Genomic DNA, 22,917 nt, shown 5'->3' on the forward strand with positions numbered 1-22,917 from the left:
AAAAGCAGCAGCATCTTTAATTCTTCCCTACCTCCTTAAAATCATCGCATAAAAAAAGCCACGTAAGAACGTGGCTCAAAAATGTCATTTTTGACAGGTCTTATGAAACTGCCTTCAATCTCTTAATTCCAGATTTATCCAGCTTTTCTTCGGCATAATCCTTATCGACCACAAGTTTATTATCTGCACCTTCGGGCATTTCAAACATGGCATCTGTGAGGATAGCTTCACATAAAGATCGTAATCCACGGGCTCCTAACTTATACTCTATTGCTTTTTCAACAATAAAGTCAAGCGCCTCATCTGTAATACTGAAATCTATATCATCCATTTCAAACAATTTCTGATATTGTTTGATAATGGCATTCTTAGGCTCGGTAAGTATGGAACGCAAAGTAGCCCTGTCTAACGGATTCATATGTGTAAGAACCGGAAGTCTACCAATGATCTCAGGAATCAAACCGAAATCTTTTAGATCTTTAGGAATGATGTACTTCAGGAGGTTTTCTCGCTCAATAGCGTCATCACTCTTGGACGCACTAAAACCAACGGCCTGCATGTTGAGTCTTTTGCTAATGTTTCTTTCAATTCCGTCGAAAGCTCCGCCGGTTACGAAAAGAATATTTTCCGTGTCTACTTCGATAAACTTTTGATCGGGGTGCTTTCGGCCACCTTTTGGCGGAACATTCACTGTAGTTCCTTCCAAAAGCTTTAACAAAGCCTGCTGCACACCTTCTCCCGAAACATCCCGGGTAATGGAAGGATTGTCGCTTTTACGGGCAATCTTATCGATCTCATCGATGAAGACGATCCCGTGCTGTGCCTTTTCCAGGTTATAGTCGGCTGCCTGCAGTAATCGGGTAAGAATGCTTTCCACATCTTCTCCCACATAGCCAGCTTCTGTAAGGACTGTAGCATCAACAATGGCCAAAGGCACATTAAGCATTTTAGCAATGGTCTTTGCCATGAGGGTTTTCCCCGTTCCGGTTTCTCCCACCATGATGATGTTACTCTTTTGAATTTCAATATCATCATCACTCACCGGTTGTAACAATCTCTTATAGTGATTATAAACCGCAACAGAAAGCACCTTTTTTGTGTGCTCCTGCCCTATCACATATTGATCTAAAAACGACTTTATAGCCTGAGGTTTTCTCAGTTTTAATTCAGAAGAAAGCTCTCCTGTGCCATCCTGTTTAGATTCTTCTATTACAATACCATGAGCCTGCTCAATACAGCGGTCGCAAATGTGTGCGTCCAGGCCTGCGATGAGCAGATTGGTTTCAGGTTTTTTCCTTCCGCAGAAGGAACATTCTAATTCTTCTTTTGCCATACAATTTAAGTTGCAGCCTTTAAGGCTTTCCTTTCATTCTTTAAAAAGAGATCTTTATTCTCTCGTTAAAATTTCATCAATCATTCCATATTCCAAAGCTTTATCGGCTTTCATCCAGTAATCCCGGTCACTGTCTTCGTGGATCCTTTCATATGTTTGTCCTGTATGTTTTGCGATGATATCATACAGTTCCTTTTTGAGGATAAGGATCTCTCTGGCTGTGATCTCGATATCACTTGCCTGCCCCTGCGCTCCTCCAAGAGGCTGATGGATCATCACCCGGGAATGAGGAAGACCACTTCGCTTTCCTTTTTCCCCTGCACATAAAAGCACTGCACCCATAGAGGCTGCCATTCCGGTACAGATGGTCGCCACATCGGGCTTTATGAACTGCATGGTATCATAAATACCAAGACCTGCGTAAACACTTCCTCCCGGGGAGTTAATATATATCTGAATGTCCTTAGAGGAATCTGTACTTTCCAAAAACAACAACTGTGCCTGAATAATGTTTGCTACCTGGTCACTTATCCCGGTACCCAGAAAGATGATCCTGTCCATCATCAATCGTGAGAACACGTCAAAAATGGCAATATTCATTTGTCTTTCCTCGATAATATTAGGGGTCATCCCCTGGGGATACATGCTGCTTATGATCTTGTTGTAATAGTTACTATTGATCCCATGATGCTGGGTAGCATATTTTTCAAATTCTTTTGCGTAATCCATTGAATTCCTATGTAGTTTTTCCGGTTATAGAAAGGAAATTTCTGTTTCGAAACTTCCCGTGTTACTTGCTAAAAAAGGCGTTAGACCCAATTTGGTCTAACGCCTTAAAGATAAGTATTAATTTATTAAAGATCTATTGATATACCTCTTTAACAAATTCTTCATATGTTACTTCCTTCTCCTCAAGATTTACTTTCTCCTTGTAAAGTTCAAGAAGCTTTTGGTTCATCAATTGCTCAGAAAGACGCTTCACCTCATCCTGACGGGAAAGAATTCTCGCTGCGATGTCATCAAGTTCCTTTTCCTCTGGATTCAACTGGCCAAACTGTGCCATTTGTTCTTTGATCCTTTCTTTCGCAAAAGCTCTAAGATCTTCAAACTTCACCTGCAGGTCGTGGTTCGCGATCAGCTTTCCTTCGATAAGCTGGAATCTCAAACCTTTTTCACTCTTTTCGTACTCTTCATGAGCTTCTTCTGGGGTTAGTTCTTTTTCTCCTGCAGTCTGGATCCACTTCTGAAGAAATTCTTTTGGAAGATCAAACTCGGTGTTCTCAATAAGCATTTCGGTCACATCATTCAGCAATTGTTGATCGCTTTGTTGTTCGAACTGCTTAGCTGCGTCTTCCTTGATCTTGTCCTTAAGTTCTGTAACTGAAGTCACTTCTCCATTTCCAAAAAGCTTGTCAAACAATTCCTGATCAAGGTCTGCCAGCTCCTGCGTGTTCACTTCTTCAACGTGAAATTCAACTTCCACATCAAGTCCATGTGCCTTGTCATGCTCCACTTTAAGAACTTCCATAAGATCATGATCATCGGCAAAAAGACCCTTGGTGCTTACTTTTACCACATCTCCTGCCTTTGCTCCCAAAAATGGCTTTTTGTTCTCAACTTTTTCCAGCTGAAGTGTAGTTTTGGCATCAATGCCTTCAGCCTCATTCTTAAAAGTACCGGTTAACTGGTCCCCTTCTTCAGCAGTCTCCTTAGAGATAAGTTTTCCGTATTGCTTCTGAATGGTTTTGATCTGGTTATCGACCATTTCATCACCGGCAACTATTTTATAATAGGTAATTGGTTTTTCATTTTCAAGGCTCACCTCAAACTGTGGAGAAAGACCAAGTTCAAATTCAAAGGTATAGGTCTCGCTGTCCCAGTCGAAATTATCCTGCTCTTTTGGCAATGGATTTCCAAGAACGTCCAGTTTTTCTTCAGTAAGATATTTGTTCAAAGCATCCTGAAGCAGTTTGTTCACCTCATCTACCAAAACAGCTTTTCCATACTGTTTCTTCACCATTCCCATAGGTACATGTCCTTTTCGGAAGCCAGGGATATTCGCATTCTTGCGGTAATCTTTCAGGACTTTGTCAACTTTGCCGCTGTAATCTTCTTTGGCTATATCAACCTTGATCACTGCATTAAGTTCGTCAATGTTCTCTCTCGTTATATTCATTATAAGCGCTTATAAAAATTGGTCTGCAAAAGTACAACTTTTTTGAGAGCGAGCAAAGTTTCAAAATTCTGAAATTCAGGTGTCTTATTTCCTTTCAGCAATTGAAAAAAACAAGGACTGAAATATCGACAGCAATAAACTGAAGAGTACTGCAATCCAGAAGCCGCTCACCTGGAAACCTGCAACAAAAGCATCGACCAGAAGAATGATGATTGCATTGATCACGATAAGAAAGAGACCCAGAGTAAGTATGGTCACCGGCAGGGTGAGCAGAACGAGAATGGGCTTCACAATGAGGTTGAGCAGTGCCAGCACGAGGGCAACAACAATGGCGGTCACATAACCGGTAACCGTAACACCGGGAAGAAAATTAGCAAGAAAAACCACCACTACGGCGGTAAGGAGAATTCTTAACAAGAACGTCATAGCTAGTTAGATTTGTTACTAAGATACATTTTTAATGAAAAACGCCGGAAGAGTTCCGGCGTTTCAAAAGTTTAATGTTATAAAAGAATTAGTTTACGTCCTGGCTTGGAGTAATTGTACCGTATGCACCAATGTTCACTTTAGGAACGGTAGCATCATAGGTACTGTTAATGGCTTCAATAATTCGGTTTGCAACCAGGGCGTAGCCCCTTGGAGTTAAGTGCACACCGTCAAGAGAAAAGGCTCCGCCTGTGGCAAAGGTGGAAGTAAGAACACCTCCATCAAAAGTGATCCCGCCCCCTGCAGTTTCTTCGAGAATAGCTGCAGCATCAACAAATGTCAGCCCTTTTGATTCTGCCAGTTGTTGAATGATCTGGTTGTATGCAGTACGTGCGGTGTTGATCGCCTGAATTTCGGAAGGTACGAGAACGAATTTATCTTCCATTGGGTAGGTCACTCCATTGACAGAAAGCTGCCCGGCCTGTTCCTGGGTCAAGCCCATTGCCATAAGCGCCGCAACTCTCTGCGTATTTACCTGTCCTATTGCTCCAGAACTTGTCAATACCAGAAGATCCTGGGCAGTAGCCTGTCTTGCCTGTCCATACTGCATTCCGTAGATGGTGGCAAGCCCCCGGTCCATTCCGTTATTAACCAGTACTTCTGTAAGTTGTTCAGAAATGTTAGGAAGAGATTCATCATGGATAAGTACAGGGCTCGCAGCAGAAGCGCTGAACTCTATAGAATATACCGATTCGCCCGGAGTTTCTTCTGAAACACCTCTAAGTGCAGTCAACGCAGGATTCAATTGTGCAAAAGTGGCATTAAGGGTTGGGATCATAGGTCCAAAGGACGAGTTTGCCGGACTTAACGGAGCGTGAGGTACAGTTGTGAAGAATGGCACATCTGTAACGTTCGGGATGTTCAATAAAACGCCTTCTTCGGCACCTGCGGCAATCATAGCATTCACTAGATTCATATAAACACTACCAAATACCTGTGGATCTGTTATGTCATTAGGTCCATACTTCGAAGGATCCATGTTGCCTGTTTGGTCAACACCTGCACCACCAGAAGTAGCAAAGCTCAATACGTCATTGTTCCCAATCCAGAGAGAGAAAAAAGTCGGGTTCTGGGCTGCTGCATCTTCAAGAACAGTAGCATTATCGGCAGATGCGAATCTTGCAAAATAAGGGTTAGCTGCGCCTGTAGCTACTCCTGCGGGATTTCCATAACCAGGTGCTACAAGGTGAAAGCTCTTCGCTCCAGGCACTCCCATGTTATTAAAGGAACCGGTAAGTTTGTTAAGCACTTCTGTTGTGGGTTGGCTTCCGGTGTAGTTCATTGGGGCTGGCCCGTTTGCACCAACTGCAAGTACAAGGCGAGTACCGGCAATTTGATTACCGTTTAAAAGGAGTCCGCCGGCATTATCTGCCATTAATGGCTGCAGGAACATTCCTGTCTCCTGTACCTTGGCAAACTGGTGCGCAAGAATATTAGGGTAAGAATTCTGCTGCCCGGTAATATACAGGGCATTATCTGCATATCCTGCCGTGAGGGAATTCCCTAAGGCCACATAGTTTGAAAAGTCGGCCTCTCCACTGGTGTAAGCTCCCTGTTCATCAACCGGATTTTCAAATTCAGGTTCACAAGCCACCATACCCAAGGCCAGGATCCCGATGTATTTTATATAATTTCTCATAATTTCTTTCTTTAATTATAATTTGTAAGTCACACCCAAACCAGGAATAAAGGCTACAGATTTGTAAGTACCACCAAAGGGCACATTCTGGTTATTTTCATCAACATAATGATCATACGAGGCATCTACCTCATCAAAACGGATATAAGCAAAAGAAGCATCAATAGCTAGTTTTGAAGTCACGTCAAGAGAAAGACCTCCTGTAAAGCCCATAGAATCATTTCTAGGAGTTTCGGGAGCAAAATATCCAGGTTGTACCGGAGATTCATCCAGGTAATATCCCGCGCGAAGCGTTAATTTATCTGTAGCGCCATATTGAGCTCCAAATCTCCAGGTATTGGAATCTTCGTAAGCACGTGGGTTTGAAGAGACTCTACCATCGGCAAATCGAATGTCAAGCGATTGATACACATCCCAGAAAGTTCTGTTGAAGTCAAAAGCTAACAGCCATTTTTCGTTCAGCTCATAAGAAAGTCCAACGGTTAGCTCGGCTGGAAGAGGCAATTCAGCATCAAACGTAGTATCCTCAAAAGGAGCAAGCGGGGTATTAGGAATGTTCTCGAAATCAGCTTTTCCACCTTCCGCATTCATGATGATCTCAGACCGGTAGTTCACTCCCACTCTCAGATCTTCTGTTGCAGTAAAAAGTGCACCGACAGACCAGCCGAACTCATTTACTCCGGAAGCATCAATAGTAACGTTTGCACGATTACCATCAATATCAGAAAGCGTGCGGGTAAGGTTACGGTTGAAGTTAACAGAACCGGTAACAAAGATAGGCCCACCTCCAACACTTAAGAATTCTGCCACTTTAAATGACACCAGGGGCTGAATGTAGATCGCCTGAAGCTCAATATTATTCACAAGGTGAGAGCCTGCCCAGTCTTCTTCCCATTTCACAGTACTTCCATAAGGAGTGTAAACGCTTAGACCTATGGAAAGCCAGTCTTTTAGATTGTATGATGCATTAAAGTAGAAAGGAGTTCCTGCGGGATTATCTGTACGGGCTGTTTCACCAGTAGCTGAATTTTGCCAGGCAACTTCAGCAAAAACGGCACTTACCCCTGCAGATATGGTGAGTTTGTTCTCTAGATGTACCAATCCTGCCGGATTGAAAAAGCCAAGCTCGGCACTATTTATAACTGCTACCCCCGTGTGCCCCATGGCCAGCGCACGCTGCCCCTGAACACCTACCCGATAACCACCGGCATAAGTTACAGTACCTGCCAAAGCAAGCACCATTAGAATTAAAATTTTTCTCATAATAGTTTGTGTAGATTATTAAAGGATCAATGGTTCAAAAATAGTATAAATTAGATATTACGCAACAAAATCCGCATTTTATTGTGCACGCATAATATTAGGTCGTTAAAATTAGAGAAAATTGATCACAGCCTCAAAAAATGCCGACTTATTTTCAGCGTGAACCCAGTGTCCGGCGCCGGAAATACTCACCAGCTCGGCCTTCGGAAAATGCTTTTTTATAAGCGGCTCATCTTCAGCAGAAATATAATCTGACCTTTCTCCTTTAATAAAGAGCGTGGGGTGCTGAAAGGAATACTCAGCTGGCAATTCCTTGCCCAGTTCCTCAATGTTTTCCTTTAAGGCATCGAGATTGAGACGTAATCCCAGGTGAGCTTTTGTCTTCCAGTAAAGGTTCTTGAGAAGGAACATCCTTACCGCCTTTTCCTTGATATACTGCGCAAGCAGATCTTCTGCATCTCCTCTTGAGGTGAGGCTGGCTTCATCTATAGCAGTGAGCCCTGCTAATATTTGCTGATGATGCTGAGGATAGTATTTTGGTGCAATATCTACCACAATGAGCTTATCTATTAAGTGCGGAAAAAGAGAGGCTGCCGTCATTGCTGTTTTTCCACCCATAGAATGACCCAGTAAAATGACATTTTTGAGGCTATAGCTATCCATATATTCCTTGACATCCTTTGCCAGCTCAAGATAATTGAAGCTGCTGCTGTGCGGGCTGCGCCCATGATTTCGCTGATCTATAAGGTGCACCTGAAAGCCAGCCTCAGCAAACTCATTTCCCAAGGTCTTCCAGTTATCGTTCATCCCCAGGAATCCGTGAAGGATCAAGAGAGGCTTTCCTGCTCCTAAAATATTGGAATTTAATTTCATTAGCTTCTCAGTAAACTTAAATATTGGTTGATGACGTATTCCATGCCCTGGTAAAGAGATTCGGCAATGAGGGCATGACCTATGGAGACTTCCAGCAAGCCCGGTACCTTATTTTTAAAATACGAAATATTTTCAAGGGACAGGTCATGACCGGCGTTGATCCCCAACCCAAGTTCATTTGCTATTTCGGCGCAGGCTACATAAGGTGCAATTCCTGCTTTATTTCCTTTGGCGAATTGTTTTGCATATTCTTCTGTGTAAAGTTCAATTCTGTCTGTACCCGTATGAAGAGCAGCTTTCACCATGGCAGGATCGGGATCTACAAAGATCGAGGTGCGAATACCTTTAGCTTTAAATTCGGAGATCACTTCCTTCAAAAAATCCCGGTGCTTCATGGTATCCCAGCCTGCATTTGAAGTAATAGCGTCTTCGGCATCGGGCACAAGGGTTACCTGCTCGGGTTTTGCCTTTAACACCAGGTCAATAAACTTCCTGATGGGATTCCCTTCTATATTGAACTCGGTTGTCACTACAGGCCTCAGGTCAAAGACATCCTGATATCTAATGTGGCGCTCATCGGGACGAGGATGAACGGTAATCCCTTCTGCTCCAAACTTCTGAGCATCCTTGGCTACCTGCACAACATTAGGCACATCTCCTCCCCTGCTGTTTCTAAGGGTAGCGATCTTGTTTATATTTACACTTAATTTGGTCATTTCTACCTGCTGTTTTGAACAAAAATACAAAGTTGAATACCCAAAAAAGTACTTTATTTTGATTAATTTGCAGAAAAACAGCCTGGGCTATGAGCATTCAACCCTACATACTTAACGAGATAAAAATTCCGCAGTTCACCTCAACCGTAAGTGAGGTTCTGGAGGTCTTTAACGAATTTCCATATTCACATTTGCCTGTAATGCAGGGAGATGTTTACATGGGCAGTATTCCCGTGGCCGATGCCCGCATGTTTGAGGTCAACAAGCCTATGGAAGAGTATCAGTATGCGCTTGAGGGCTTTTTTGTTAGAGAAAATGACAACTGGATCGATGTTTTGCACACATTTTCCAAGAATGATTCCAATATCATGCCTGTTCTTGATGCCGAAAACAAGCTACTGGGATACCTGGAACTGCAGGACATCATGAACCTGTTTACAGAGTCTCCATTCCTCAACAATCCCGGGGGTATCCTTATAGTTGAAAAAGGCATGAAAGATTACTCCTTTAGTGAGATCTGCCAGATTGTAGAATCTAATGGCACCAGTGTGCTTGGAGCCTTTATTTCGGGGATGGAAAACGACCGGGCCCAGATCACGATTAAAACCGGAGTCACACCTTTTAATGCCATTTTTCAAACCTTTAGAAGATACGGCTATGAAGTAGTTACCCAGCACCCGGAGGATTCTTTTAATGCCAACCTAGAGGACAGGTCCCGCTACCTCGATAAATACCTGAACATATAAGATGAAGGTTGGAATCTACGGGCAGTTCTATCATGCTAATTCGGGAATATATATAGAAGAACTTCTAAATGTGCTGGATGAGGAAAACATCAAAGTTGCCATTGAAGAGAATTTCTTAAAGCTTATTGATGAAAACAATGAGATCAAGAAAGATTTTCATCATTTCGAAACCTTTAAAAAGCTAGATGGAGATTTCGATATTTTCATAAGTGTGGGGGGAGATGGCACCATCCTCCAGTCGGTTAAATATATTCAGGATCTTGATATTCCAATAATGGGCATCAATACCGGTCGTCTGGGATTTCTTGCCACCGTAAACAAGGAGGAGATTCGCACAACAATTACGCGGCTGCTCAACAAGGACTATAAAATATCTGAACGCTCCCTGCTGAGTATTCGCACAAATCCAAAGGTTGAGGCGCTCTTCGAAAACAATTTTGCCCTGAATGAAGTAGCGGTGAGCCGTAAGAACACTACTTCCATGATCACGGTAGATACCTGGCTGGATGACGAATTCCTTACAGCTTACTGGGCAGATGGGCTTATCGTTTCAACTCCTACCGGTTCTACAGGTTATTCTCTTAGTTGTGGCGGGCCAGTGGTCACTCCTGCAACAAAAGCTCTCATTATCACCCCTATAGCCCCGCATAATCTTAATGCACGACCATTGGTCATAAAAGATAATACGAAGATCACGCTCAAGGTATCGGGCAGGGCAGATGATTACCTGGTCTCAATGGATTCCAGGATCGCCACTTTAAAGAACAACACCACCATAACCATTCAAAAGGCACCCTTCAAACTCAAGATGGTTGAATTTACTGAAGACAGCTTTCTTAAGACCCTTCGGAAAAAGCTTTTATGGGGAGAAGATAAGCGCAATTAAACAATAAAAACTCCTGAAATCTGTTAATGCTAAGGTACAAACCTGCTCAAATTGTTGTGGGGCAAACAATATTGTTATATTTGCAAACTTTTGAAAACCTATGAGGTATCTTGTTGTTGTGGTTCTTATGATACTATGCGGAAACCAGACATATTCCCAAAATTTTGAGCTAGGTCCTTTTATAGGAGGCGCGAACTATATTGGTGATGTTGGCAACACTACTTACATTAATCCCAACACTCTTGTTTTTGGCGGCCTGCTGAAGTGGAATCGAAGTGAGCGACATGCTTTCCGGTTTTCGCTAATGTATGCAAAGCTCGAGGCAGATGATGCGAGATCAAATGAAGGGCGAAGGCAGCAGCGCGGCTACTCATTTTCAAACACTATTGCAGAAGCTTCCCTGGGTCTCGAGTTCACTTTCTGGGAATGGGACCTGCATTCCAACACATATCAATCCACTCCTTATCTTTACACCGGGATAAATTACTACTTTGCGAACCATTACATGTTAAAGAACAAGGCATATACGAACCCTGCAGCAAACGAATTACAGGAAGCAGGAAATAACTGGGAGTTTTCGGTGCCAATGGTGATGGGATATAAGCAAACGCTGAATAAATTCCTTTCTGCCGGAATTGAGATTGGTGCCCGTTACACCTTTACCGACAACCTGGATGGCAGTCAGCCTTCAGAAGTTGATGGTGATTACAACCTCTGGAACTTCGGAAACAGCAATACCACAGACTGGTATGTATTTACTGGTTTGTACCTCACCTTTAATTTTGGGAGAGGCTCAAGTTGCTTCAACAAATACTGATATGAATTTCAAAGAGAAGATCGATCCCAGCAAATTACCTCAGCATATTGCGATCATTATGGATGGCAATGGCCGGTGGGCAAAGAAACAGGGGTTGATGCGGGTGCGAGGCCATGAAAAAGGCACCAAAGCCGTGCGGGATGTTGTAGAAGGAAGTGCAGAAATAGGTGTCAAAAACCTCACTTTATACGCCTTTTCCACAGAAAACTGGAACCGCCCAAAATTAGAAGTAGATACCTTGATGAAACTCCTGGTCTCTTCTCTAAAGAAGGAGATCAAGACCTTACAGGACAATGACATTAAGCTTAATGCCATAGGTTGTCTTGATAATCTACCCACAAAGGCCCTGCGAGAACTGAATGAGGTCATCAAAAAAACCTCCACCAACAGCAGGATGACCCTTACCCTCGCATTGAGCTATGGATCTCGCGAAGAACTGACGCATGTGGTGAAAGAAATTTCCGAAAAAGTGTCCAGCGGTGAGATTTCAGCAAAAGCTATTGATGAATCGGTTATAAATAAGCATCTTTACACCCACAATTTACCCGACGTGGATCTTATGATAAGAACGAGCGGGGAACAACGCATTAGTAACTTCCTGTTATGGCAGTTGGCTTATGCCGAGTTATATTTTTCAGAAATACTTTGGCCAGATTATCGTAAAGATGATCTTTTTGAGGCCATTTATAATTATCAAAACAGAGAACGAAGATTTGGAAAAACAAGTGAGCAACTTAGTTAGTGCCTTTACCACAAAGCATATTTTAGCACTTTTAGCCTTTGGCCTTTTAATTAATTTTACTTCCGCAGCTCAGGATCTGCCACTTGCAAACGGGAAAGAATATACCATTGGAGATATTAATGTAACCGGCACTGTCTCTTACAACGAGCAAACGGTGATCGCCTATACCGGGTTAAAAAAGGGAGAAAAGATCTTCATTCCGGGAGATCGCATTAGCAAGGTATTAAAGAAACTGTGGGATCTCGGTCTTTTTAGTGATATTAATATTTACGTCACCGGAATTGAAGGCGACGTAGCCGACCTGGAAATTGAGATCCAGGAAGTGCCTGCTTTAGCCGATGTGAGAATACAGGGGGTAAAGAACAAAAAACAGCAGGATCTCAAGACCGAAACCAAACTGAATGTTGGGGCAAAGGTCACCGAAAACCTCATTACTACAACCAAGAATTACATACAGGAGCATTTTCGAGATGAAGGTTATTTAAATACCAAGGTGGTTGTGAATACTGTACCTGTTGAAGATACCCTTAACACCAATCTCGTTAACATGGTTGTCAATATTGACAAAGGAGAGCGCGTTAAGATCGAAGATATTGAAATTACAGGAAACGAAGCATTGTCTGATGCGCGATTAAGACGGGCAATGAAAAAGACGAAGCAGGAAAATTTCCTGAGATTCTGGAAGCGTTCAAAGTTCATTCCTGAAGAATATGAGAATGATAAGCAGAATTTGCTGAACGTCTATAAGGAAAAAGGCTATCGTGACGCCAGGATCGTTTCAGACACTTTAATAAACATAGATGAAGACGATGTTGCACTTCGCATAAATGTTGAGGAAGGTAACCAGTATTATTTTGGAAATATTGAGTTTATTGGAAACTCTGTTTATAGTGACCGGGAACTTCAAAGAGTACTCGGAATAAATAAAGGTGACGTTTACAACGGCGTATTGCTCGAGAAGCAGATCGCAGACAATACCAAGCCCGATGCTAATGATCTTACAAATAAATACCAGAACACCGGGTATCTCTTCTCCAATATCAACCCCGTAGAAGTAAGGGTCTATAATGACACTATAGATTTCGAGATAAGGATAAGAGAAGGTAAAGTCGCATATTTTGACAACATTACTGTAGTTGGGAACGACAAGACAAAAGATCACGTAATCTACAGGGAAATGCGAACCAAGCCGGGACAAAAATACAGTAAGGAGGCAGTAGTAAGAACGGTAAGAGAACTGGGGCAATTAGGTTTCTTTGATGCTGAAAATCTATCTCCCGAGTTCAAGAACGTAGACCAAAACAGCGGAACTCTGGACCTGCAATATTCTGTTGTGGAAGCAGGAGCCAGCCAGATCGAGCTGCAAGGTGGTTATGGCGGCGGCGGATTTGTTGGTACTTTAGGACTTTCCTTTAACAACTTCTCCTTAAGTGGCTTGTTCGACAAGGAAGCGTATAAGCCGTTACCTATGGGGGATGGACAAACCCTGTCTCTTAGAGCCCAGGCAAGTACTTATTACCAGACCTACAGCCTGTCATTTTCTGAGCCATGGTGGGGAGGAAAGAAACCGGTAAGGCTATCCACTTCCTTACAACATACAGAGCAGTATTTCTACGACTACAGAAACCGCGAAGCAGACAGAGATCGAAAATTTTCCATCTCCGGAATCACCTTAGGTCTTGCTAAAAGGCTTACAGTACCCGATGATTTTTTCATCTTATCTACCGCGGTTGCATTTCAGCATTACAACCTGAGCAACTATAATACAGGACTCTTCACATTTGGTGATGGTTATTCAAATAATTTCTCGCTTACCCTTGGCCTCACTCGTGATAACACCTTTAGCAACCCTATTTATCCAATGGGCGGTTCTAAGTTCGAGATCCTTGCCAAGGTCACGCCACCCTATTCTTTATTTAACGATATAGATTACGGTAACCTGGGAGATCAGGAAGAATTTCAGCTTAAGAATGAGAACGGAGTACTTATAAACAGGCAGGGCCGACCTTTAAGTGCCGGGGAAGATCCAGTTGCCGATCAAGGTAAGATCGATCAGGAAAAATACAAGTGGCTCGAATTCTACAAGATCAAGTTCAACGGAACATGGTACACTACCCTTTATAATTTTGGAGGGAGCAACAGTTTAGTTCTTAAAACCCATGCGGAATACGGTTTCCTTGGGGCATATAATAACGAACGCGGAGTACCACCTTTTGAAAGATTCTACCTTGGAGGAGATGGTATGGGAACATACAGCATGGACGGCCGTGAGGCTATAGCATTGAGAGGTTATCCAAACCAGTCGCTTACGCCTCTTGACAGAGGAGTTTTAAGCCAGGCTACAGATAATGATGGTGCGACGATCTACAATAAATATTCATTAGAGCTGCGTTATCCTATTACCTTAAAACCTACAGCTTCGATATTTGCACTTACCTTTCTTGAGGCAGGAGCATCATACGATGGCTTTAAGGACTACAATCCATTCCAGGTGAACAGATCTGCCGGCGCAGGATTACGTATCTTTATGCCAGCATTTGGATTACTGGGTATTGACTTTGGGTATGGCTTTGATCCACTCCCGGGCGAGACGCAGAGAAACGGGTGGGAAACCCACTTCATCATTGGACAACAGTTCTAAAAAAATGGCACGGTATTTTCTATAAACACTCAGAGCATGAAAAAATCGATTCTTTTTAGCCTTGCTTTTTCAGTTTTCACGGCCTTTGCGGTGCAGGCACAGCAAACGGTAAGAATTGGTTATGTGGACATGGAATACATTCTGGAGAATGTGCCCGAGTACCAGGAAGCTTCGGCACAACTTGAGAAGAAAGTGCAGCAGTGGAAGAGAGAGATAGAAAGCGAGATGAGCAGGATCGATAAGATGAAGCAGGATCTTGCTAATGAAAGACCGCTCCTAACCAGTGAATTAATAAGTGACCGCGAAGATGAGATAAGGTTTGAGGAGAGAAAGGTTCTGGATTACCAGCAAAAGCGATTTGGGCCAAATGGAGATTTGATCACCCAGAAGCTGCAACTGGTAAAGCCAATACAAGACCAGGTTTTTGTTGCAGTACAGGAAATTGCCAAAGCGCGGAATTACGATCTTATCTTTGACAAATCGGCCGATGTTGTGACCCTTTATGCTGCCGACAGGCTTGATGTAAGTGACCAGGTTTTGCGAAGTATCACCAGGGCATCAAACAGAGAAGAACTGGAAACGCGACAGGAGAAGCGGGAGTTGATAAGAGCTGAAGCTAAGACTGTTGAAGAAGACGCAGTACTTTCTGAAAGGGAAAAACTTCAGCAGGAACGAAAGGCAGAGCGGGAAGCATTGCTAGAGGAACGCCGCCGTGTAAGAGATTCAGCAAGAGCTGCGAAAATTGAAGAAGCCGAGCGACGCAAAGCTGAAATTCTGAAAGAGCGAGAAAGAAAAAGAGATTCTGTGGCAAAGGCCAGGGAAGAAAAAAAGGAAAATTAGTACAACCCGAAATGGGGAATAACAAGTAAAATTCAACAATTAAATAATCAATTCTAAAACAATGAAACAATTCAAGACCCTTCTAATAGCTGTAGCTTTAATTCTGGGAGCAACTTCTTTTACAAATGCACAAACCAAGGTAGCTCATATTGCCACCCAGGATCTTATTGAACAAATGCCGTCGTACAAAGCTGCAATGAACCAGTTGGAGAAACTTCAGAAAACATACGACACAGAGATCAAAGACATGGTAACTGAAGCTCAGAATACCATGAAACGATACGAGACAGAAGCTCAGACTAAAACAGATGAGGAAAACCAGAAAAGAGCTGCTGAGCTGCAACAGACTCAAAGAACTATAGGTGAATACCGCCAGAATGCAATGCAGGAGCTTCAAAAGAAAGAAGTTGAACTTCTAAAGCCAGTACTGGAAAAAGCACGTACCACTATTCAAAAAGTAGCCCGCGCTAAAGGTTTCCATTATGTGCTAGACTCAACTACCGGAACTGGAGTGATCATGGCCGATGGTTATGACCTTATGCCAGATGTTAAGAAAGATCTTGGGATCTAATACATCGACAAAAAATAAATTCAGGAAACTGCGCATCATTGATGCGCAGTTTTTATTTTTACAGGAATGAGTAAAGACAGTCCTATTGGTATTTTTGATTCGGGGGTTGGAGGCACCTCTATCTGGAAGGAAATTCACGACCTACTCCCGCTCGAGCATACCATCTACCTGGCCGACAGCCAGAATGCTCCCTACGGAGAAAAACCAGCAGAAGAGATAGTAAGGCTAAGCGTTAAGAACACAGAGAAACTGCTGCAAATGGGCGCCAAGATCATTGTAGTTGCCTGCAATACCGCGACCACAAACGCAATTCAACACCTAAGATCGTCATACACCATTCCCTTTATAGGCATTGAACCCGCCATAAAACCCGCAGCTTTGAACACCAGGACAAAAAGCATCGGGATCCTGGCTACAAAAGGCACTCTTACAAGCGCACTTTTCGCAAAGACATCAGATCTTTATTCCCGGGACAACCAGGTGGTGGAAGTAGTGGGAAAAGGCCTGGTGGAGCAGATCGAAAATGGACAGAAGGATGCGCCACAGGTAGAGCAAATGCTAAGACAGCTGTTGCGCCCCATGCTGGATGCCGGGATCGATTACCTGGTGCTTGGCTGCAGCCATTATCCTTACCTTATCCCCACTTTAAAAAAGATCCTTCCCGCGCATGTGACCATTATAGATTCGGGTATGGCAGTGGCAAAACAAACCAAACATGTACTGCAAAGCCTTGGTTTGCTTTCAGACATCCAGTTAAAAGCACCGGAGTTCTTTACCAACGGAAATTTAGAAGTACTTCGGAATTTATTACCCGAGCCACAGGAAAGATTCGAGGTAAGCCATCTGGAATTTTAAAAAAACCAGAAGGCCGAACAATCAGCCACTCCCAATTAACCATTCCCCAATTAACCAATCCCTAATTAACCAAGCCCCAATTAACCAAGCCCCAATTAACCACTCCCCAATTAACCAATCCCCAATTAACCAATCCCCAATTAACCATTCCCCAATTAACCACTCCCCAATTAACCATTCCCCAATTAACCACTCCCCAATAACCAATCCCCAATTAACCATTCCCTAATTAACCATTCCCCAATTAACCACTCACCAACAATTAACCATTCCCCAATTAACCCTCCTGCACTTCCCGCGATCAATCTTCGGCTTCAAATTGAATCATTCTAAATAAGCTTCAAAAGACCAACATAAAATCGTATTTTTGCCGAAATTTTTAGTCATGCAGCAAATCAATATCAGCATACAGCCTACTACAAAACCCAGCATTGTAAAATTTGAGGCTAACACTTTCCTTACGAAGCACGAAACCTTTGAATTTCATAATATTGAAGAGGCCCAGCGCTCTCCCCTGGCACAGCAGCTTTTTCACCTTCCGTTCATAAAGACGGTTTACATAGCACAGAACTTTGTGGCCATTGAAAAGTACAATATTGTTCATTGGAAAGATGTGCAGCAAGAAATAGCAGAACAGATACAGGCATTTTTAAATAATGGGGGCCAGGTGATCACCCCATCAAGCGAAGAGCTTAAAAAATTACCTGCCACGGTTTATGCTGAAAGTACGCCAAACCCAGGAGTTATGAAGTTTGTTTCTAACAGAAAACTGGTATTGCAAACGGTCGAGTTCAAGAATATTGATGATGCAAAAGATGCACCATTAGCCAGGGCTTTATTTCATTTTCCATTTGTGAAGGAGGTCTTCATAGATGAAAATTACCTGTCCATTACGAAATATGATATTGCGGAGTGGAATGACATCACTCAGGAACTTCGGGAATTTATAAGAGAATATCTGGAACAGGGCAAAGATGTACTTACCGAAGACGGAATTCAACCTACGCCTGCTACGCCTGAAGGTCCTTCTACGCCAGTTGCGGCATTACAACTGGATGATACCTCGAAGGAGATCGTAGCCATTCTGGATGAATATATCAAGCCGGCTGTTGCGAGTGATGGCGGGAATATTCTGTTTGAGAGCTATGATGAAAAGGAAAAAGTGGTGAAGGTGATCTTACAGGGCGCCTGCAGTGGCTGCCCATCATCTACTTTCACTCTTAAGAATGGTATAGAAACCATGTTAAAGGAAATGCTACAGGGCCGGGTAGAACGTGTGGAAGCCATTAATGGCTAAAAAATAAATCAGCAAAAACATTAATGCCGGAACTTTTTTAGGTTCCGGCTTTTTATTTCAGGGAGCCCTGAAGAGCTCAGTTCAAATTAAGCTTAAGTGAAAATCCCAATGCCGATTGGCCATAGCTCTTAAAGACCACGGGGTCACCACTCATTTCCAATTTGGCAGCTTTACCGTGCTTTCGGGCGGCAACGAATAATGGTATAGAACCAACAACACTTGCAGCACCAACATAGGCGGGCCAAATGCCTTCGTTAGGATCTACGCCTTCACATTCGAACATACAGAAGGTCTTGTCAAAATTATTGGCTACACCAAAAACAATTAAGCCTACACCTCCTCCAACTGCTACCCAACCTCCTGTTCTATTTTGGTTGCGCTTTTTAATATGGTATTCATAGGTTGAATTTTGTTCGATAGACCCAGTTTCAATCTTCTGGCTCAACCCCTGGTTTGCACCTCCAATAATCATAGAGACAGCAATTAGAATATGAGATTTCATAGCTAGCTATTTAGTTTATTTTCAGGTGCTTACATTATATGAAATTACGAAAAATATCAATTGCTATCTATATGTTTCTTTCGGAAAACTGTTCAGCTCTAAAAAATGCAGAGAGGTTTATTAATATTAGATTTTGAGACGTACAAAATATCCGATACCTCTCAAAAATGCCTCTTTAGGGTATCTTTAAGTTTCCTTCCTACCCAATACTAATCTCTGAAACACTTCATCTTAAATGGATCTATCTCGAGATCATCTCTCAGATCTACTCTACCACCCAAAAATTCAGTAAGCGTGTAAGGAAGTGGAGAAAAAAATTACTCTGGACCAATTCCAAAATGTCCCTGCTTCAAATTGCATCTCTCCGCTGCATCGTTCAGGTCGCCTTCTGGTAATTAAAGGGAATTTTTCCGCAGCAAATTTTTTTACAAGGCCAGGAGTCAGCACTTATTTTCAGCGGCTTCAGCCACAATGTGAATGCAGGAATTTACGCACTTTTTTCAGTACTCATTTCAGCTATATTTATCTAAAAATCAGCAGTATGAAAAAAGTTTTCCTCACTCCTCTTCTGTATAAAGGTGCATGGCAAATTTCCGTCAAATTTCCTTTTGATCTTTACATAAGCAGTACGCTTAAAAAGTTAAAGATCATGAAGTGGTCAAATCACCACGGCTGTTATTATGCTCCCTGGACTGCAGAAAATAAGCGTCTTATCTATTCCAGGCTTCGGGTCATGGATGTTTTCGTGGATTATTCTGAAATTCAGAATTTTGCAATTCCAATAAAACAGGAACCTGTGAAGCAACCGGTTTTTAGCCGGAAACAGAAAAAGGTGTTACATGAATACGTGGCTTACCTAAGAGGCCAGCGACTTAGTGAGAGCAGTGTGAGGACCTACTATAATTTTGTTCTAAAACTGGTGGATCATGTAGGAGAAAGGCCGTATGCAGATCTAAAACCCAGGGACATAGAGTTGTTCATTGAGCAGCGCATTGCAGCCGAAAATTATGCTCTTAGCACTCACAGGCAATGTATAAGTGCGATCAAGCATTTTTTTGATCTTTATACCAGCGAAAGCATTGATACGAGTGAAATCAAGCGGCCGCATAAAAGCCGGTATTTACCTACGGTGTTAGCGAAGGAGGAGGTCATTTCCCTGCTCAGGGTCACCCGGAATTTAAAGCACCGGGCCATCCTGGCCATGATCTACTCGGGCGGATTGCGGATTGGGGAATTACTGGAGTTAAAACTGGCACATATTGATGTAATGCGCAGGCAAATTATGATCAAGAATTCGAAAGGCCGCAAGGATCGTGTTGTGGTTTTGGCCGAAAGCATGTTGCCTCTGCTCAACAATTACCTGATGACCTATATGCCAAAGGAATATTTTACTGAGGGGCAGGCAGGAGGACCTTATAGTGCGCAGAGCATTCGGACTTTCTTGCAGGAATCCTGCAGGCGGGCAGGAATAAGAAAGAAGGTGACCCCACATACTTTACGACATTCTTATGCGACGCATATGCTCGAGAACGGGATCGATTTAAGGTATATTCAGGAGTTACTGGGACATAGCAAGCCAGAGACTACGATGATCTACACCCATGTTTCCCGCAAAGACATTTTAAAGATCGAGAGTCCGTTGGATGTAACGCTCAAGGAGCTGTTTCAAACCGATAAAAGAGAAGAAAACCTGTTGTTATCCCGCCAGTATAAGAGATAAAAAACTATATTAGTTTTCATATAACGAGTTGCCTGCAATATGAAAAAAACTCTACTTATAATAATAACAGTCTTCATCACAGCTTGTGGTTCGACCAAAATGAAAACGGACCGAATTATTGATGAAAAATTTAAACTTTGTTCTGACATAAAATATGACCGCCTCATTACTGTCTTTTATCCAGATGAAGAAAAGCGGTTAATTACAGAGAATATTCACAGTCTATTCGAAAATTCGCTCTTAAAACAAGGGCATCTGACTGATATAAGTAAAGCTGGTTATTCCAATTTATTGGGAAAAATAAAACGTGGCGAAGTAGGCGAAGAATCGACTAAGAAATTTAGCCAGGAATTAAGTTTTAATCCTGTTTCTTTATTTCCAGATAGTTATTTCACAAGCTGTTATGCAGAACTGATTGAAGAATTGGAACTGGTGAATGAACAAAGCTGGCAATATCAATTTAGAGATGCTTACTGGAAATTTGAAGCCGAGGGAGACTTAAATTCAGATAATGTAAATCAGGTTGAAAAAGCCTTGCAGCTGATCCCAGCAGAGAAGTTCAAAGAAATTGCCTACCGCAAATTATTTTTAGATTTAATCTATATGCACCTCAGATAATACTGCAGGCAACAATATATAAAACCAATGCTCAAACCTGTCTCGAATCGAAAGTCCGTGCTCGCTTGTTGCGCCTGATTGTCCTGCGGACAATCACGCTCGCCAGCTCGCACAGTTTTTATACGAGACGTTGTGTGCAATAAGTCGGCCTTCTGGATATCAACAATGATTTTTGCGGAAAAGGATTTAAAAAGCGGACACTCTTTTGGAACTGATAAGGGGACTGCCCAGAGGAAGGTCACCGGTTTCAGACTTGTGCGATGGGATCGTTGAGAGTTTCACTATCAGAACGTTAACACGTACCAAAGTCTGACGGAAGGTATCGGAAAAATTTCACATTTCCTAATGAGGAATTCCGATATTTTCAGGTCAGTTTCAAAAGAGTGATCTCTTCCCCGACTTTTTTCCCACCATGCTTTATTGGACCGAACAATAAAGGCAGATGAGAAAAAATAAAAATCATTGTGGAAGTACCCAAAGTAGCGCCCGACTGACTGCGTAATTTTTGAACCGCACATTTTCACAAATAGTGCTAAATTACTGCACACAACAAAGAACTGAGTTAAAAAACAAGTTTTCTAAGCTAATCTCGAAACAAAATTTTCCTCATAAGGCAGACCTGATTTAGCGATAGCAAATGCCTGTTTCAGTAGCTTGTTACATACAGCGATAAGAGCTAACTTTTTACTTTTCCCTTTTGCTATAATCCGTTCATAGATCTCTCTACAGGCTTTATTGTGTTTACAAGCGGAAAAACTGCACATGAATAATAGATTTCTAAGCTTTGCATTCCCCATTTTTGTTATCCGGCTCCTGCCTCTCACACTAATACCTGATTCACGCAAAGTGGGCGTGATCCCGGTGTAGCTACAAAGTTGTCGGGCGTCTTCAAAGTTTGAAAATCCGTCGGTTAGAACAATTAGCATAATGGCTGTTTTACTGCCCATTCCGGGAATGCTTTTGAGAAGGGTCAGTTGTTTTTGTTGCTCTTCCTTTACGATCTCCGTCAGGCGGTCCTCCAGGATCTGGATTTCTTTCTGCACGGCTTTTAGAGAGCGATTTAAAGAATGATATACTACCTTGGATGGTTTCCCCAGGGTTTTCTCTCCGTGCATTTTATTCTTTAAGGCCGTACTTTGTTTTAAGTAGATATCGATGAGGCGCATGAGCTGTAGGCATTCCGCCTGGTTCTTGTCCCTAGCAGTATATAATGGAACTTCATTTACAGTGGCATATTCACAGATGGCCTTAGCATCAGATTTATCTGTTTTTATTCTAGAAAGTTTCATTTGGATAAACCTTTTAACAGATAGTGGATTTACTACAGAGACCTTTACGCTTTGCTCATACAGGAACTGAGCCAACCGGTAATGATAATATCCTGTAGCTTCCATTACAACTAAAGCATCGGCAGGAAGAGCTTTTTGAAAGGTTTTAAATCCATTACCATCATTCTTAAACTGAGAGTGATTTCCCTGGGAGTCTACAACATCGAATACGTTTTTACTGATGTCTACTCCATAAATTTGGCTACATTTATTCATAGAAAATTGATTAGGAAAGGACACCTACTTTGCTTTCAACAACTTAAAAACGAGATCAAAGTCTCATAGAACTGAACGAAATTGAAGTAGAAAAGAGAGGGGATTATCAATGTTGTCGGAATCTCCAGGTTCCCACGAATAACATAACCTTACTCCTCTCTTTTGTTCTTTCTGATTAGTACTCAAAAATTAGGAAATCAAACTTAAGCTGTATAAAAACAATGCTAAAACCTGTCTCGAATCAATAGTTAGTGCTCGCTTGCAGCGCCTGATTGTCCTGCGGACAATCAAGCTTGCCAGCTCGCACTGTTTTTATACGGGACGTTGTCAACCATAGCTCCGGACCTTACTCAAGCTGCTTAAAAAATAAAATTTTGACTCTTCTCCTGGAGATGAAAAACGGACAATTACTCAGCCACATAAAATTAAAAGAAACTAATTTCTCACTCAGCCGCTGATTTTAATTTATCACTCTTGCGGATAGAAAAAAGATAAATTAGAACACAAAAGATTAATTTAAGGAAGCGAGATTATGAAGTTGCGGATGCCACTCAGACGCAAAAAAGAATTTCTCACTGTTGCGAATAAAAAATGCGAACTAAAAAGATAAATAATAATTCAAATTAGAAACCAAGCAGACGGCAAAACGGAA

General features: G+C 42.2%; 22 protein-coding genes. 11 read left to right on the forward strand and 11 right to left on the reverse strand.

Annotated elements, in window-relative coordinates:
• Window positions 1-100 precede the first annotated feature (100 nt).
• From clpX to HC175_RS11945, 8 genes are all read right to left on the reverse strand, one after another.
• On the reverse strand, window positions 101-1,333 hold the full coding sequence (gene clpX, locus HC175_RS11910) for an ATP-dependent Clp protease ATP-binding subunit ClpX (RefSeq protein WP_168138723.1): 1,233 nt from the start codon (window positions 1,331-1,333) through the stop codon (window positions 101-103).
• Window positions 1,334-1,387: 54 nt separating this feature from the next.
• A complete protein-coding gene (gene clpP / locus HC175_RS11915; RefSeq protein ID WP_168138724.1) occupies window positions 1,388-2,062 on the reverse strand; it encodes an ATP-dependent Clp endopeptidase proteolytic subunit ClpP in 675 nt (224 codons plus the stop codon).
• A 133-nt stretch (window positions 2,063-2,195) separates the two neighbouring features.
• A complete protein-coding gene (tig, locus tag HC175_RS11920; protein WP_168138725.1) occupies window positions 2,196-3,509 on the reverse strand; it encodes a trigger factor in 1,314 nt (437 codons plus the stop codon).
• A gap of 84 nt (window positions 3,510-3,593) precedes the next feature.
• The gene (locus HC175_RS11925; RefSeq protein ID WP_168138726.1) at window positions 3,594-3,935 is read right to left on the reverse strand and encodes a phage holin family protein; all 342 of its coding nucleotides are present in this window, start codon (window positions 3,933-3,935) and stop codon (window positions 3,594-3,596) included.
• Between the two features lie 88 nt (window positions 3,936-4,023).
• Complete coding sequence (locus HC175_RS11930) at window positions 4,024-5,634, reverse strand: SGNH/GDSL hydrolase family protein (protein WP_168138727.1); 1,611 nt, start codon at window positions 5,632-5,634, stop codon at window positions 4,024-4,026.
• Window positions 5,635-5,649: 15 nt separating this feature from the next.
• Window positions 5,650-6,897: an OmpP1/FadL family transporter gene (locus HC175_RS11935; protein ID WP_168138728.1), complete on the reverse strand. Its 1,248-nt coding sequence runs from the start codon at window positions 6,895-6,897 to the stop codon at window positions 5,650-5,652.
• Window positions 6,898-7,008: 111 nt separating this feature from the next.
• The gene (locus HC175_RS11940; protein WP_168138729.1) at window positions 7,009-7,770 is read right to left on the reverse strand and encodes an alpha/beta fold hydrolase; all 762 of its coding nucleotides are present in this window, start codon (window positions 7,768-7,770) and stop codon (window positions 7,009-7,011) included.
• Window positions 7,770-8,486 (reverse strand): pyridoxine 5'-phosphate synthase, encoded by a 717-nt coding sequence (locus HC175_RS11945; RefSeq protein ID WP_168138730.1) that lies wholly within the window; start codon window positions 8,484-8,486, stop codon window positions 7,770-7,772. Before HC175_RS11945 ends, HC175_RS11940 begins: the two co-directional genes overlap by 1 nt.
• Window positions 8,487-8,575: 89 nt before the next feature.
• On the opposite strand from HC175_RS11945, the gene HC175_RS11950 reads away from it, so the two are divergent.
• From HC175_RS11950 to murI, 8 genes are all read left to right on the forward strand, one after another.
• Window positions 8,576-9,232 carry a CBS domain-containing protein gene (locus HC175_RS11950; protein ID WP_168138731.1) on the forward strand — a complete coding sequence of 219 codons (657 nt, stop codon included), beginning with the start codon at window positions 8,576-8,578 and terminating at the stop codon, window positions 9,230-9,232.
• A 1-nt stretch (window position 9,233) separates the two neighbouring features.
• Window positions 9,234-10,118 (forward strand): NAD kinase, encoded by an 885-nt coding sequence (locus tag HC175_RS11955; RefSeq protein WP_168138732.1) that lies wholly within the window; start codon window positions 9,234-9,236, stop codon window positions 10,116-10,118.
• A 100-nt stretch (window positions 10,119-10,218) separates the two neighbouring features.
• The gene (porG, locus tag HC175_RS11960) at window positions 10,219-10,935 is read left to right on the forward strand and encodes a type IX secretion system protein PorG (protein ID WP_168138733.1); all 717 of its coding nucleotides are present in this window, start codon (window positions 10,219-10,221) and stop codon (window positions 10,933-10,935) included.
• A 1-nt stretch (window position 10,936) separates the two neighbouring features.
• On the forward strand, window positions 10,937-11,677 hold the full coding sequence (locus tag HC175_RS11965) for an isoprenyl transferase (protein WP_168138734.1): 741 nt from the start codon (window positions 10,937-10,939) through the stop codon (window positions 11,675-11,677).
• Window positions 11,601-14,318 carry an outer membrane protein assembly factor BamA gene (bamA, locus tag HC175_RS11970; RefSeq protein ID WP_168138735.1) on the forward strand — a complete coding sequence of 906 codons (2,718 nt, stop codon included), beginning with the start codon at window positions 11,601-11,603 and terminating at the stop codon, window positions 14,316-14,318. The genes HC175_RS11965 and bamA overlap by 77 nt, the downstream gene beginning before the upstream one ends.
• Before the next feature lie 36 nt (window positions 14,319-14,354).
• Window positions 14,355-15,158 carry an OmpH/Skp family outer membrane protein gene (locus HC175_RS11975; RefSeq protein WP_168138736.1) on the forward strand — a complete coding sequence of 268 codons (804 nt, stop codon included), beginning with the start codon at window positions 14,355-14,357 and terminating at the stop codon, window positions 15,156-15,158.
• Between the two features lie 61 nt (window positions 15,159-15,219).
• The gene (locus HC175_RS11980) at window positions 15,220-15,729 is read left to right on the forward strand and encodes an OmpH/Skp family outer membrane protein (protein WP_168138737.1); all 510 of its coding nucleotides are present in this window, start codon (window positions 15,220-15,222) and stop codon (window positions 15,727-15,729) included.
• A gap of 66 nt (window positions 15,730-15,795) precedes the next feature.
• Window positions 15,796-16,584: a glutamate racemase gene (gene murI, locus HC175_RS11985; RefSeq protein ID WP_168138738.1), complete on the forward strand. Its 789-nt coding sequence runs from the start codon at window positions 15,796-15,798 to the stop codon at window positions 16,582-16,584.
• Between the two features lie 61 nt (window positions 16,585-16,645).
• On the opposite strand, the gene HC175_RS24770 is transcribed toward murI, so the two are convergent.
• Entirely contained in the window at window positions 16,646-16,777 is a 132-nt protein-coding gene (locus tag HC175_RS24770) for a hypothetical protein (RefSeq protein WP_369074332.1), read from the reverse strand.
• Between the two features lie 192 nt (window positions 16,778-16,969).
• On the opposite strand from HC175_RS24770, the gene HC175_RS11995 reads away from it, so the two are divergent.
• On the forward strand, window positions 16,970-17,881 hold the full coding sequence (locus HC175_RS11995) for a NifU family protein (RefSeq protein ID WP_168138740.1): 912 nt from the start codon (window positions 16,970-16,972) through the stop codon (window positions 17,879-17,881).
• 76 nt (window positions 17,882-17,957) lie between these two features.
• Here HC175_RS11995 and HC175_RS12000 read toward each other — a convergent pair whose 3' ends face one another.
• Window positions 17,958-18,383, reverse strand: a complete 426-nt coding sequence (locus tag HC175_RS12000) for a hypothetical protein (RefSeq protein ID WP_168138741.1) — start codon at window positions 18,381-18,383, stop codon at window positions 17,958-17,960.
• A gap of 541 nt (window positions 18,384-18,924) precedes the next feature.
• Here HC175_RS12000 and HC175_RS12005 point away from each other — a divergent pair.
• Both HC175_RS12005 and HC175_RS12010 read left to right on the forward strand, forming a co-directional pair.
• A complete protein-coding gene (locus HC175_RS12005) occupies window positions 18,925-20,103 on the forward strand; it encodes a tyrosine-type recombinase/integrase (RefSeq protein WP_168138742.1) in 1,179 nt (392 codons plus the stop codon).
• 39 nt (window positions 20,104-20,142) lie between these two features.
• Window positions 20,143-20,721 (forward strand): hypothetical protein, encoded by a 579-nt coding sequence (locus tag HC175_RS12010; protein ID WP_168138743.1) that lies wholly within the window; start codon window positions 20,143-20,145, stop codon window positions 20,719-20,721.
• 578 nt (window positions 20,722-21,299) lie between these two features.
• Here HC175_RS12010 and HC175_RS12015 read toward each other — a convergent pair.
• A complete protein-coding gene (locus HC175_RS12015; RefSeq protein ID WP_168138744.1) occupies window positions 21,300-22,265 on the reverse strand; it encodes an IS110 family RNA-guided transposase in 966 nt (321 codons plus the stop codon).
• Window positions 22,266-22,917: the final 652 nt, after the last annotated feature.

This window comes from Salinimicrobium oceani (genome assembly GCF_012037645.1).

What these genes read in the sequence shown, in the direction of transcription:
- HC175_RS11965 (WP_168138734.1), top strand. Translation starts at nt 10,937, where the DNA reads ATGAATTTCAAAGAGAAGATCGATCCCAGCAAATTACCTCAGCATATT.
- HC175_RS11955 (WP_168138732.1), top strand. Translation starts at nt 9,234, where the DNA reads ATGAAGGTTGGAATCTACGGGCAGTTCTATCATGCTAATTCGGGAATA.
- clpP (WP_168138724.1), bottom strand. Translation starts at nt 2,062, where the DNA reads ATGGATTACGCAAAAGAATTTGAAAAATATGCTACCCAGCATCATGGG.
- HC175_RS12005 (WP_168138742.1), top strand. Translation starts at nt 18,925, where the DNA reads ATGAAAAAAGTTTTCCTCACTCCTCTTCTGTATAAAGGTGCATGGCAA.
- HC175_RS11935 (WP_168138728.1), bottom strand. Translation starts at nt 6,897, where the DNA reads ATGAGAAAAATTTTAATTCTAATGGTGCTTGCTTTGGCAGGTACTGTA.
- murI (WP_168138738.1), top strand. Translation starts at nt 15,796, where the DNA reads ATGAGTAAAGACAGTCCTATTGGTATTTTTGATTCGGGGGTTGGAGGC.
- HC175_RS11980 (WP_168138737.1), top strand. Translation starts at nt 15,220, where the DNA reads ATGAAACAATTCAAGACCCTTCTAATAGCTGTAGCTTTAATTCTGGGA.
- HC175_RS11995 (WP_168138740.1), top strand. Translation starts at nt 16,970, where the DNA reads ATGCAGCAAATCAATATCAGCATACAGCCTACTACAAAACCCAGCATT.
- bamA (WP_168138735.1), top strand. Translation starts at nt 11,601, where the DNA reads ATGATCTTTTTGAGGCCATTTATAATTATCAAAACAGAGAACGAAGAT.
- HC175_RS12010 (WP_168138743.1), top strand. Translation starts at nt 20,143, where the DNA reads ATGAAAAAAACTCTACTTATAATAATAACAGTCTTCATCACAGCTTGT.
- tig (WP_168138725.1), bottom strand. Translation starts at nt 3,509, where the DNA reads ATGAATATAACGAGAGAGAACATTGACGAACTTAATGCAGTGATCAAG.
- porG (WP_168138733.1), top strand. Translation starts at nt 10,219, where the DNA reads ATGAGGTATCTTGTTGTTGTGGTTCTTATGATACTATGCGGAAACCAG.
- HC175_RS11975 (WP_168138736.1), top strand. Translation starts at nt 14,355, where the DNA reads ATGAAAAAATCGATTCTTTTTAGCCTTGCTTTTTCAGTTTTCACGGCC.
- HC175_RS12015 (WP_168138744.1), bottom strand. Translation starts at nt 22,265, where the DNA reads ATGAATAAATGTAGCCAAATTTATGGAGTAGACATCAGTAAAAACGTA.
- HC175_RS12000 (WP_168138741.1), bottom strand. Translation starts at nt 18,383, where the DNA reads ATGAAATCTCATATTCTAATTGCTGTCTCTATGATTATTGGAGGTGCA.
- HC175_RS11925 (WP_168138726.1), bottom strand. Translation starts at nt 3,935, where the DNA reads ATGACGTTCTTGTTAAGAATTCTCCTTACCGCCGTAGTGGTGGTTTTT.
- clpX (WP_168138723.1), bottom strand. Translation starts at nt 1,333, where the DNA reads ATGGCAAAAGAAGAATTAGAATGTTCCTTCTGCGGAAGGAAAAAACCT.
- HC175_RS11940 (WP_168138729.1), bottom strand. Translation starts at nt 7,770, where the DNA reads ATGAAATTAAATTCCAATATTTTAGGAGCAGGAAAGCCTCTCTTGATC.
- HC175_RS11930 (WP_168138727.1), bottom strand. Translation starts at nt 5,634, where the DNA reads ATGAGAAATTATATAAAATACATCGGGATCCTGGCCTTGGGTATGGTG.
- HC175_RS11950 (WP_168138731.1), top strand. Translation starts at nt 8,576, where the DNA reads ATGAGCATTCAACCCTACATACTTAACGAGATAAAAATTCCGCAGTTC.
- HC175_RS11945 (WP_168138730.1), bottom strand. Translation starts at nt 8,486, where the DNA reads ATGACCAAATTAAGTGTAAATATAAACAAGATCGCTACCCTTAGAAAC.